The sequence below is a fragment of the Arthrobacter sp. CC3 genome (assembly GCF_039907775.1).
In the GTDB taxonomy this organism is placed as follows: Bacteria; Actinomycetota; Actinomycetes; order Actinomycetales; family Micrococcaceae; genus Arthrobacter.
Map to the genome: position 1 here is coordinate 1 of NZ_JARCCY010000076.1, position 11138 is coordinate 11138.

The following is an 11138-nucleotide window of genomic DNA, read 5'->3' on the forward strand; positions in this document are numbered from 1 at the left end:
GACCATCAGAAACCACCAAAGCAGGAGCCGGATTCGTCATAGCCCCAGCTTAACAGCGCACCCACAAACTATTTTGGCGACACACCACTAGGAACCCCCGGCCGCCGTGCGGCGGGCGGTACCGGCCAGGTAGGGAGCACCCAGTTCCTCGATCGGCGTCTTGAACGTCTCGCGGGAGTAGTACACCGAGGCGGCTGCGACGAGCATGCAGGCTGTGCCGAACACCGCCACGGGAACCCAGCCGGTGGCGCCCGGGGTCAGGAGCATGCCGGCGATCATGGGCGCGAAGCCGGCCAGGACGAGTCCCAGCTGGTTTCCCATCGCCATGCCGGTGTAGCGCACCGGGGCGGCGAACTGTTCGGCGAAGAACGAAGGCCAGATGCCGTTGAAGCCCGAATACAGCACGGTCATGTTCAGGAAGGCCGCCAGGAAGACCAGGACGATGTTCCCGGAGGACAGTGCCAGGAAATACAGGAAGATCGTGGCTGAGCACCCGAAGGCGGCAGTGAGCAGCAGCGGCCGGCGGCCGATCCGGTCCGACAGCCTGGCCGCCAGCGGCATGGCGAACATGGACAGGCCGATGGCGACGGCGTTGACGGTCAGGATGGAGCCCCGGTCAAAACCTGCCGTGGAGGTGGCGTATGCCAGGCCGAAGACCGTGAAGATGGTCTGCATGACGGACATGATCGACATTCCCACAACACGCAGCACGTCCGCGCCTTGGAACCTGAGTACTTCCTTGACGGGCATCGGGGCGACTTGGCGGCTCTCCTGGGCTTCCTCGAAAACCGGTGTTTCGTCCAGGTGGGTCCGGACCCAGTAGGCGATGGCCAGCACCACGATGGAGAGCCAGAAGGGGATGCGCCAGCCCCAGCTCAGCATCGCATCCTGGGGGAGCGCGGTGACCGGAATGAAGACCAGGGTGGCCAGCACCATGCCGGAGGCATAGCCGGTCATCACGAAGCTGGTGAAAAAGCCGCGCCGTCCTTCGGGCGAGTGTTCGAGCGTGAGCGTGGAGGCGCCGGCCGATTCCGCGCCGGCCGAGAAGCCCTGTGCCAGCCGGCCGGCCACGAGGAGGATCGGGGCCCAGACGCCCACCTGTTCGTAGGTGGGCAGGAAGCCGATGCCGAGCGAGGCCAGGCCCATGATGCCGAGAGTAAGCAGCAGGATCTTCTTCCGGCCCAGCTTGTCACCGAAATGGCCCATGACCAGGCCGCCCACTGGCCGGGCCACGTAGGCCACGCCGAAGGTGGCGAAGGCGCCGATCAGCCCGATGGCGGGGTCCGCCGAGGGGAAGAACAGGTGCGGGAACACGAGTGCTGCCGCGGTCCCGTAGATGAAGAAGTCGTAGTACTCCAGGGTGCTGCCGAGGAATGATGCCAGGGCTGCCTTGGCTGGCGTTTTCCGTGGGGCAGTACGGGGGATAGTGCCTGCGGTCTCGTGCCGGGTCTGGCCCGGTGTTGTCCGGGCTGCGCCCGGTGTTGCGGGTGAGGTGTGCATGGGGATCTCCTTAAGACGTCGGTGTCTTAGTGGCAGCCGGTGTGGAATCCCCGAGGTGGAAGTCCACCGACAGGATCTGCTGGCTGTTGGGGAATGAGTAGGCCTTCAGTGGCTCGTGCAGCGGATGGGTGTTGTACACCGCGATGTCCTCGACGGTTTCGAAATCGGCCACAATGGCGTAGTCGAAGGAGCGCTCCGTGTTGAGCACGTCCGGGCCGTGGGTCAGGCTGAGCATGCCGGGGATATTCCCGGCCATCCGGCCGAGCCCGGCGATCCAGGCCTGCTTGTCGGCGGGCGGGAAGTCCGGTTTGAACTTGAAGAGTACGGTGTGGCGGATCATCTCAGGCTCCCACCAGGTCCATGGCTTGCCCGGCCTGTTCGGCGGCCTGTTCGGTGGCCTGTTCAGCAGGGCGGTACTCCGGGGATTGGCCGGCGATGGTGCGCCCTGCCAGGTACCCCATGGTCATGATCGGTCCAAGGGTGGCACCGGCGCCCGGGTAGCCCGCGGCGTAGGCGTTTTCGGTGGTGTTGCCTGCGGCGAACAGGCCCTCGATGGGGTGGTTGTCGACGTCGAGCACGCGGGCCAGGCCGTCGGTTGCCACACCGCCGTTGGTGCCGAAGGCGCCGTTGACCACTTCCATGGCGTAGAAGGGCCCGGTCTGCAGCGGTCCGAGGGACGGGTTCGGGTACAGGTTGTCCTCGTCGCCCCAGTACTTGTCGTACGCGCTTTCGCCGCGGCCGAAGTCCGGGTCTTCGCCCTTGACGGCATACTCGTTGAACCGGGCCACTGTGGCGCTGAGGTTTTCTGCCGGCACGTTGATCTTCCCCGCCAGTTCGTCCAGCGTTGCGGCTTCGGTCAGGTAGGCGGGGGCGGGCTGGCCGGCGCGGTGGGCCAGGATGCCGTAGCGCTCCATGTAGGCGTGGTCCACGATCACGTGGGCCGGAGTGTTGAGGGTCCGGTTCGCGGCGGAGTCCCAGGACTGCAGGCTCCGGGCGAGGTCGTTGTAGTTCTGCGACTCGTTGGCGAAGCGGCGGCCGTGTCGGTTCACCATGATCGACCCCGGGCCCTGGCGTTCGAAGCGCAGCAGGGTGCCGATCGGCTGCCCGTCGCGGGTGTCGCCGGTGACCGACATGGGTGCCCACCAGGCTTCCCTGGTGCCGCGGGTCTGGCCGCCGATCCGCTGTGCCATCCGCAGGCCGTCGCCGGTGTTCGAAGGCGGCGAGCACATCGTGTAGAGCCGCGAGGCGAGCATCGAGTCGGCCAGTGCCTTGTCCCATTCGAAGCCGCCGGTGGCCAGCACCACGCCGTCGTTCGCGTGGAACAGCTCACCGGATTCAAGCTCGACGCCGGTCACCCGGCCGCCGGCGGTGAGCAGGCGGTGCCCCCGGGCACAGGTGACGAGCGCTGCCCCGTCACGGACCAGGCTGGCGAGCAGCATGGACACGAGAGCCTGGCCTTTGGCGACCAGGCCGTTTTCCTGGCGCTGGCTGAGGGCGTCCCAGGGGAACTTGGTGAAGGCGCCCCAGTTCTCGTATTCCTGCATGGTGAACGGGGCACGGCCGTCGCTGCGGACATGTTGCTTGAGGTCGCCCAGGGCCTCCCGGCTGTTGAACAACTCCGGTTCCACCGTGCGGCCCCCTTCCACGGCGCCGGGGAGGTCCTGGCGGTAGTCGGGGAAGTTGTTGAGGAAGATGAAACGGAGCCCGCACTCGTCTTCGACGAAGCGGAGCATCCGGTCGCCGTAAGTGAGTGCTGCATCCAGCAACTCGTCACGGCCGCGTCCCCGGGCCACGGCGCGAACGTACTCTGCGGCCGCTTCCTTGGAGTCGGCAATACCGGCCTCGCGGGCGTGGTGGTTGTCCGCCACCCAGAGCATGCCGCCGGAGACGGCCGACGTCCCGCCCAGCAGGGCGCTCTTTTCCAGGACGACGACCGATTTGCCGGCCCGGGCAGCGGTGGCCGCGGCGGTGAGGGCGCCGGCACCGGAACCGACGACGACGACGTCGTACTTATCCGCTGCGGTTCCATTAACGAATTTCATGGGTGTTGCCTTTCAAGAAAAGAAGATGAGGGTGCTGCAACCGGTGTGCCTCAGACGGCGGTGTAGCCGCCGTCGATCACGAGCTCGGAACCTGTGGTGAAGCGGGATTCGTCGGAGGCCAGGTACAGCACGCCATAGGCGATTTCGTCCGGCTTGCCCTGCCGGGGAAGGGGGTTCGAGCCCACGAGCTGCTTGTAGTAGGCCTCGGGGCCGATCTCCGACTGCTCGGCGGAGCGGCGGCTCATCCGGGTGTCCATGGAGCCCGGGTGGATGGAGTTCACCCGGATGCCGTGAACCCCGTAGGCCGCGGCATCGGACTTGCTCAGGAGCCGGACGGCGCCCTTGGTGGCGTGGTAAAGAGGCACGTTCCGCCCGCCCGTGATGCCGTGGATGGAGGAGAAATTGATGATGCTGCCGGCGCCCTTGTCGATCATTCCGGGGACCACGTGCTTGGTCATCAGCCAGACACCCTTGACGTTGACGTTGAAGATCGTGTCGAAGTCGGTCACCGAGGCGGTGTGGGAAGCTCCGGCGGGGCCGATGATTCCGGCGGCGTTGACCAGGATGTCCGGTGTGCCCAGTTCGTCGCTGACCCGGCGGATGGCAGCGGCGACGCTGTCCTCGCTGGTGACGTCGACGTCGAACTCGCTGATATTCGCATGGGACGCGCCGGCCGGGATGCCGGCGACGTCCAGGCTGGCGACGACGGCGCCGTGCGCAGCCAGCAGGGCGGCTGTGGCGCTGCCCAGGTCGCCGCGGCCGCCGGTAACGATCGCAGTCTTGCCGGCCACGCGGTTCGCTGTGGTGTTCATGTGGTGTGCTCCTCGTAACTCCTGCAGCCTCATTGCTGCGTCCTAGCCAGAGTTGCAGGGGAGGTGTGACTGGAACCACAGGATTACCGATGAACGGCAAAGGCGCCGTTGAGTGGCTCTGTTAAGTTGCCCTGTTGAGTTGCCCTGCTCAAAGGCTCTCCTAACTGGCCCTGCTCAATGGCTCTGGCGAAGAGTGCCTTTAAGCTCGCCGCGCCAGCCGAGGGCCCTGGAGATGCCCCGGGCAGCGGCCATGAGGACGGGGACCCTGGCGGGCGTGTTCTCCTCGTTGCGCGGGACCACCACGCTGAGCGCGGCGCGGACGCTGTTGTCCGGTCCGAAGACGGGGACGGCGATCCCGCTGGATTCGGGCACGATCACGCCCGGCATGGCGGCAAAGCCGCGCTGCCTGATCTCGGCCAGGTGGCGGCGCAGCAGGGAAGGTTCGGTGAGGGTGGTCTCGGTGAACTTCGTCAGGGGCCGGGCCAGGAAACTGTCCTGGTAGGCGGCCGGAGCGTGCGCCAGCAGGACCAGGCCGGAGGACGTGGCGTGCAGCGGCAGCCTGCCGGCAATTTTGGTGATGTCCACGATGGTCTTGTCGGAGCCCAGCCGCTCGATGTACAGCACCTCGTCCGAATCCAGGATGCCGAGGGTGGTGGAGTGCTGCACCACGGCCTGCACGTCCTCCATGAACGGCAGCGCAGCCTCCCGCAGTCCAAGCATTTTGGACCCGCGGGAGACGAGCTCCCACATCCTGGTTCCGATGTGGACGTCTCCGCCGGGTTCGCGTTCGAGGAGCCGTTCCGCGAGGAGGTCGTTGACCAGCCGGTAGGTGGTGGTGACGGGCAGTCCGGTGCGGCGGCCCAGTTCTGCGACCGTCATGGACGTATGGCGGTCGTCGAACGCACTCACGATTTTCACGAAGCGGCCGATAATCGACTCGCCGGACGCGGAATTGGCCACTGTTCCTCCTCAGGATTCCCGCTCAATGGTAATCCTCCTGCCAACAGCCGGAACCGCCGGGTCTACTGGGGCTTTAGCCTTCCACCCGGCTGCCGCAAGGATGCGGACGGCCGACTGAATGGAGCAGGATTTATGAGCACCGCAAGCACCATGAACAAGACACCGGCCGCGGGCACCACCGTCTGTGACATCCTCGTCATCGGCTCCGGCGTGGCCGGGATGGCCGCCGCATTGAAGGCCGCGTCGCAGGGCCTGACGGTAATTGTTGCGGAAAAGGAGCAGTACTTTGGCGGAACCACGGCCATTTCCGCCGGCTGGGCGTGGGTCCCCGGCAATAAGCAGGGCGTGGCGCAGGGTGATACCCGGGAGGACGCCGAAACGTACCTGAGGAACCTGGCCCCGGAGACGTTCAACGAGGCGGGCGTCCGGGATTTCCTGGATACGGTGCCCGAGGCGATCTCCTTCTTCGAGGACGAAACCGAGGTGAAGTTCACCTACCCGGAAAAGTCGCCGGACTACCAGATGGACCTGCCCGGGGCGAAACTCTCGGGCCGCGCGATCCTCCCGCAGGATGTTGACGCACGTGTGCTGGGCGACAAGCGGCTCCTGATGCAGCCGTACATGAGCTCCTACACGGTGTTCGGCTACATGCCGCAGGTGGGCCCCGACATCAACGAGTTCTTCCACGTGAACCAGTCGGTGAAATCGTTCGTTTATGTGGCGAAGAAGCTGCTGCGCACGTGGGCCGACGCCGCCCGCTACAAGCGTCCCGTCCTGCGTTCGAACGGCAACGCGCTGATGACCCGCATGGTCATGAGCGCCGACCAACTGGGTGTGCGGCTGTGGAAGTCTTCGCCCGCCCTGTCTCTGACCCGTGACGATGCCGGGACCGTCACCGGAGCGGTGCTCGGGGGAGAGCATGCCGGCCTGGTGACGGCACGGCTCGGTGTGATCCTCGCCGCCGGCGGCTTCTCGGGCAACAAGGGACTGCGTCAGCAGTACTTCCCGCACGACGCCGACGGCGATGACCACTTCACCCCGACACTGGGCCACGGCGGGGACGCCGCCACCCTGGCGATCAGTGCCGGCGGACAGATTGATGACTCCGTGTCCAGTGTGGGCTCCTGGGCCCCGGTAACGGTGTTCAAGTACCTCAGCGGCAAGGAGCGGCTCTTCCCGCACCTCCGGGCCATCGGCCTGCCGGGCCTGATCGCCGTCGACCGTCACGGCAAGCGCTTCGGTAACGAGGCGCTGAGCTACCACGACTTCGGCGGCGCGATGATCGGGCACAACAAGGACGAGGACAAGACGTTTGGCTACGTGATCGGCGACGCGAAGACGATGCACAAATACGGCATCGGCTACGCCAAGCCCTGGCCGATGCCCCGCGGCTATTTCTACCGGACCGGATACCTGGTCAAGGGGAACACACTGGCGGAGCTGGCCGGAAAGCTCGGCATCGACGCCGGAGGCCTTGCGGCCACCGTGGCTGAATTCAACCCGGCGGCCGTGCGCGGTGAGGATCCGGCGTTCGGCCGGGGTTCCACCCTGTACAACCACTTCCGCGGCGACCTTGAACACCAGCCGAATCCGAACCTGGCCCCGGTCGGCAAGGGCCCGTATTTCGCCGCAAAGATCCAGATGGGCGACCTCGGTACTTTCGCGGGCGTCGGCGTCAACGAGCATTCGGAAGTCGTCACCGCCGACGGGGCGGCAGTCCCCGGCCTCCTTGCCGTCGGCGCGGCCGCTGTCAGCGTCTTTGGCGGCGGCTACCCGGGATACGGCTCGCATATCGGGCCGGCCCTCGTGTTCGGCTACCGGGCGGGCCGTGACATCGCCAGGCTTGCGGCCGGCCGGGACGCGGACCGCGCCGCCAGCGTTGCAGCACTCTAGGGCAGCGGCCGGAGGCGTCCATGGCTAACTCACCGTCGGGTGAATCCGTCATCAGCCGCGTCGTGCGGCTCATGAGTGCGTTCGACCGGGACCTGCCCACCATGACGCTCTCCGGCCTCGCCCGCCGCGCGGGCCTGCCCCTGACCACAGCCCACCGGCTCGTGGACGACCTCGTCCTGCACGGCCTCATTGAGCGGTTGCCGGACGGGAACCTGCGCTCCGGGATGCGGATGTGGGAGCTGGCAGCGCGGGGGTCGCGTGCGCTGAACCTCCGCGAGCTGGCACTGCCGTTCATGGACGATGTCCAGGCGGCCGTGCATCAGCACACCACCCTTGCCGTCCTGGACCACGGGACGGTGCTCTACGTGGAGCGCCTGTCCTCGCCGGAATCCAGCTTGGACGCGGCCCACATTGCCCAGCGGATGCCGGTTCACGCAGCCTCGTCCGGGCTGGTGCTGCTGGCCTACTCTCCGCCTGCATTCCAGGACGAGGTCCTCGCGCGCCCGCTGCCGGCGGTGACCGCCGAGTCCATCACCGACCCGGCCCTCATCCGGAAGCATCTGGCCGAAATCAGGCAGCGCGGCTATGTGGCACTGCCGGGAATTGGCGTCACGGAGTGGACCGGCATCGCCGTGCCCGTCTTCGGCCCGGACAACGGCATCGCCGCGGCGCTGAATGCCATTGTTCCGCGGCAGGAAGCGGCCGTTCCCCTGACGGTTCCTGCGCTGCTGACTGCCGCGCACGGGATTTCGCGGGCGTTGAAGGCCGCCCGGGGGCCCCGGCGCTAGCCTTTCACAACCGATGAACGGAAGTCCTATGGGGCAGGCGTGGGCCAGGTCGGCATTGTTGCCTGAGACGTAAATCACGTCTGAAAACTCCGAAAGAAGGACAACGATGTCTTCCGCCACGACAGAGATTTCAGCAGCACCTGCTCCGGTGGCCCCGTTCGTCGAGGCCCCGGACCTGCCCCCGTATTCGCATGAACTGGGCTGGCCGGAGGGCATGGCCCCGTTCAAGGTGGTCGACGACGGGACGCAGGGGGACCCCTATGCCCACTATGAATGGATGCGGGAGCACGCCCCCGTGCTCCGTGCCCATTCCCCCGTATCGGACGTGTGGTTCATTTCCCGCTACGACGACGTACGCAAGGCGATGCGCGCCCCCAAGGTCTTCTCCTCCCAGGTGGTGGACCCGGTTCCGCTGACCTTCCTGACCCTCTTCGACGCCCCCAACCACACCAGGCTGCGGCAGGTGGTGGCGCAGGCCTTCATCCCGAAGGCCATAGCCCGCTTCGAGGAACGGGTTCGCGAAAACGCCGAAAAGTACCTGGCCCCGATGCTCGCCGCCGGCGGCGGGGACGCCGTGGACGACTATGCGATCCCGCTCAGCATGTCCACCATCAGCGCCCTGCTCGACGTTCCGGCCGAGGACTTCGAGAAGATGAAGTTCTGGTCCGATGAGACCTTCAGCTATTTCGGCCGGCTGGCCCGCAACGCCCAGGGCACCGGAACCGACGAACAGAGCACCTTTGAGTTCTTCGCCTATCTGAAGGACACCATGGAGCGCCTGCACAGGGAGGAGAGCGACTCCGTGGGCGGCCACATTGCCCGGATGTGGAAGGACGGCCTGCTCAGCGAAAAGGAAGCCAAGGAACTCTGTGCCTTTGTCTTCGTCGCCGGACACGACACCACCACCATCCTGCTGGCCAACGCGTTCCGCGTCTTCACCGAGCAGCCCGGATTGCTGGAACGGATCCGCCGGAACCCGGACGACGCGAGCCTCTTTGTCGAAGAACTTGCCCGCTACCGCGGCACGGTGCAGCGGGCCAGCCGGATCACTACGGAGGAGGTGGAGGTTGCCGGGGTGACGATTCCGGCCGGTGCCATCGTCCGGCTGCTGCCCGCCGCAGCGAACCGGGACAGCAACAAATACCCCGACGGAGAACGCTTCGATATCGACCGGAACACCGACGGCCATCTGGGCTTCGGCCACGGCGTCCACAGCTGCCTCGGCGCGCCCCTTGCTCGGCTTGAGGTACTGGTGACCGTAAAGCTCCTCGCCGAAAAGCTGGGATCCCTCAACCTGGACCCCGACAAACCGATCGAATACGTGCTCGGCAATAACCTGACAAACTCGGGCCCCGAACACCTCCATGTGCTGGTGGAGAAGACCAATGCATGATCCGGAAGCGAACACGCGCAAACCAATGAACCGGGAAGCAATGAAACATGAACTGATGGCCGGGCCCGCTGCGCCCGTGGTAATCGTAGGCGCCGGACACTCGGGTGTCGCAGTGGCCGCTGGGCTCCGGGCCCGCGGCTGGGAAGGCGGCATCCTGCTGCTCGAAGCAGAGAAAGGGACGCCCTACGAACGCCCGCCGCTGTCCAAGGAACTCCTGAAGGACGGTGCACCGGACGAGTCCGCTGTCCTGCGCAAGGAGAAGTTCTACCAGGACAAGCGCATCGACCGTGTTGCGGGCATCGCCGTCGACTCTGTGGACAGGGCGGGGCGGACGGTCCTGCTGTCCGACGGCAGCCGCCGCGCCTACCACCGGCTCGTCATCGCCACAGGTTCGCGGGCGAGGGCCCTGACCGTGCCGGGCGCTGCCCTTCCCGGGGTGCAGGCGCTGAGAACACGGGACGACGCCCTCGAGCTCAAGCGACTCCTGGTGGCCGGCGCCCGGGTTGCCATCATCGGTGCCGGGTACATCGGCCTGGAAGTGGCTGCTGCGGCCGCCGCGAAGGGCTGCGAGGTGACGGTACTGGAGTTCCAGGACCGCGTGATGAGCCGGGTCACGTCAGCGCCGGTATCGCGCCACTTCGAACAGCTCCACCAGCGGCACGGTGTCCGGTTTGTCTTTGGTGCGGCGGTGACTGACATTGAAGGGGACCACCGCGCCGAGCGGGTGGTCACGGCCGACGGCGACGTTTTCCAGGCCGACGTCGTACTGGCCGGAATCGGCGTCATCCCCAACCAGGAACTGGCCGCGGAAGCCGGTCTGGAGTGCCGTGACGGCATCCTCGTGGACGGCCACGGCGTGACGTCTGATCCAGCCATTTACGCCACCGGTGACGTCACGCGGTTCACCAGCCCGATCGACGGCGCCAGCCAGCGCCTGGAATGCATCCAGAACGCGCAGGCGCAGGCAGACAGGGTTGCCGCCCACATCACCGGACAGCCGGCAGCAGTTCCGGAGATCCCCTGGTTCTGGACCGTCCAGCATGGCGTCAGGCTCCAGACCGCCGGAGTGCGCCGCCCGGACGACGATGTGATCGTGCGCGGCAACCCCGCCGGCGGCAGTTTCTCGGTGGTATATCTCCGGGACGGCCGCGTCTCCGCGGTGGACACCATCGGCGGCCTGGCCGACTTCCGGCCGGCCCGGAAACTGATCGCCCGGGGAGACCGGATGGACCCGGCGCTGGCTGCGGATCCCCGGGTTCCCCTCACCGAGGCCACGCTCACCGGCGCGGTACTCAACGCGCCCGCCCCCATCCACGCTGATCCTGCAACAGCCCGAAGCTAAAGGAACCACCCATGAGCAACAACAAACTCACCGTCATCGACCGCGAAGGCTCCACGCACCGCCTGGAATGGGAACCGGACCAGACACTGATGGAAGCCCTCCGTGACAACGACCTGCCCGTCCTGGCGTCCTGCGGCGGCACAGCGTCTTGCGCCACCTGCCACGTGTTCCTCGAGCGGGAGGCCTTCGACACGCTGGGTGAGCGCAGCGAGGATGAACTGGAGCTGCTCGTGGAGGCCGAGGGCTACCAGGAGTGCGGCTCCAGGCTCTCCTGCCAGCTCGACTTCAGTCGGGAACTCAACGGAATAACCGTCACCCTGGCACCCGAGGACTAGTAGTACTTTGTTAGGTTTCGGTGAAGGGGTCTTTTAATCGCTGGCCTGACCTGTTAATTTCGTTTCGTGGGTA

At 66.4% G+C, this 11138-nt stretch carries 10 protein-coding genes; 5 read left to right on the top strand and 5 right to left on the bottom strand.

The window, feature by feature from the left end; translation table 11 throughout:
- Window positions 1-87: 87 nt before the first annotated feature.
- The 5 genes from PV761_RS23590 to PV761_RS23610 all read right to left on the bottom strand — a co-directional run bounded on the left by PV761_RS23590 (window position 88) and on the right by PV761_RS23610 (window position 5314).
- Entirely contained in the window at window positions 88-1500 is a 1413-nt protein-coding gene (locus PV761_RS23590) for an MFS transporter (protein WP_347899959.1), read from the bottom strand.
- A 10-nt stretch (window positions 1501-1510) separates the two neighbouring features.
- The gene (locus tag PV761_RS23595) at window positions 1511-1840 is read right to left on the bottom strand and encodes a Dabb family protein (RefSeq protein ID WP_028269098.1); all 330 of its coding nucleotides are present in this window, start codon (window positions 1838-1840) and stop codon (window positions 1511-1513) included.
- Window position 1841: 1 nt separating this feature from the next.
- Window positions 1842-3542, bottom strand: a complete 1701-nt coding sequence (locus PV761_RS23600; RefSeq protein WP_347899960.1) for an FAD-dependent oxidoreductase — start codon at window positions 3540-3542, stop codon at window positions 1842-1844.
- A gap of 50 nt (window positions 3543-3592) precedes the next feature.
- The gene (locus tag PV761_RS23605; protein WP_347899961.1) at window positions 3593-4354 is read right to left on the bottom strand and encodes an SDR family oxidoreductase; all 762 of its coding nucleotides are present in this window, start codon (window positions 4352-4354) and stop codon (window positions 3593-3595) included.
- A 174-nt stretch (window positions 4355-4528) separates the two neighbouring features.
- Window positions 4529-5314, bottom strand: a complete 786-nt coding sequence (locus PV761_RS23610; RefSeq protein WP_028269101.1) for an IclR family transcriptional regulator — start codon at window positions 5312-5314, stop codon at window positions 4529-4531.
- Between the two features lie 132 nt (window positions 5315-5446).
- Between PV761_RS23610 and PV761_RS23615 the strand changes: the two genes are divergently transcribed.
- From PV761_RS23615 to PV761_RS23635, 5 genes are all read left to right on the top strand, one after another.
- On the top strand, window positions 5447-7207 hold the full coding sequence (locus PV761_RS23615) for an FAD-dependent oxidoreductase (protein ID WP_347899962.1): 1761 nt from the start codon (window positions 5447-5449) through the stop codon (window positions 7205-7207).
- Between the two features lie 20 nt (window positions 7208-7227).
- A complete protein-coding gene (locus tag PV761_RS23620; RefSeq protein WP_347899963.1) occupies window positions 7228-7995 on the top strand; it encodes an IclR family transcriptional regulator in 768 nt (255 codons plus the stop codon).
- 106 nt (window positions 7996-8101) lie between these two features.
- Window positions 8102-9388, top strand: a complete 1287-nt coding sequence (locus PV761_RS23625) for a cytochrome P450 (RefSeq protein ID WP_347899964.1) — start codon at window positions 8102-8104, stop codon at window positions 9386-9388.
- Between the two features lie 40 nt (window positions 9389-9428).
- Window positions 9429-10730, top strand: a complete 1302-nt coding sequence (locus tag PV761_RS23630) for an FAD-dependent oxidoreductase (RefSeq protein ID WP_347899965.1) — start codon at window positions 9429-9431, stop codon at window positions 10728-10730.
- Between the two features lie 11 nt (window positions 10731-10741).
- Complete coding sequence (locus tag PV761_RS23635) at window positions 10742-11065, top strand: 2Fe-2S iron-sulfur cluster-binding protein (protein ID WP_347899966.1); 324 nt, start codon at window positions 10742-10744, stop codon at window positions 11063-11065.
- Window positions 11066-11138: the final 73 nt, after the last annotated feature.

What these genes read in the sequence shown, in the direction of transcription:
- PV761_RS23590 (WP_347899959.1), bottom strand. Translation starts at nt 1,500, where the DNA reads ATGCACACCTCACCCGCAACACCGGGCGCAGCCCGGACAACACCGGGC.
- PV761_RS23595 (WP_028269098.1), bottom strand. Translation starts at nt 1,840, where the DNA reads ATGATCCGCCACACCGTACTCTTCAAGTTCAAACCGGACTTCCCGCCC.
- PV761_RS23600 (WP_347899960.1), bottom strand. Translation starts at nt 3,542, where the DNA reads ATGAAATTCGTTAATGGAACCGCAGCGGATAAGTACGACGTCGTCGTC.
- PV761_RS23605 (WP_347899961.1), bottom strand. Translation starts at nt 4,354, where the DNA reads ATGAACACCACAGCGAACCGCGTGGCCGGCAAGACTGCGATCGTTACC.
- PV761_RS23615 (WP_347899962.1), top strand. Translation starts at nt 5,447, where the DNA reads ATGAGCACCGCAAGCACCATGAACAAGACACCGGCCGCGGGCACCACC.
- PV761_RS23620 (WP_347899963.1), top strand. Translation starts at nt 7,228, where the DNA reads ATGGCTAACTCACCGTCGGGTGAATCCGTCATCAGCCGCGTCGTGCGG.
- PV761_RS23625 (WP_347899964.1), top strand. Translation starts at nt 8,102, where the DNA reads ATGTCTTCCGCCACGACAGAGATTTCAGCAGCACCTGCTCCGGTGGCC.
- PV761_RS23630 (WP_347899965.1), top strand. Translation starts at nt 9,429, where the DNA reads ATGAAACATGAACTGATGGCCGGGCCCGCTGCGCCCGTGGTAATCGTA.
- PV761_RS23635 (WP_347899966.1), top strand. Translation starts at nt 10,742, where the DNA reads ATGAGCAACAACAAACTCACCGTCATCGACCGCGAAGGCTCCACGCAC.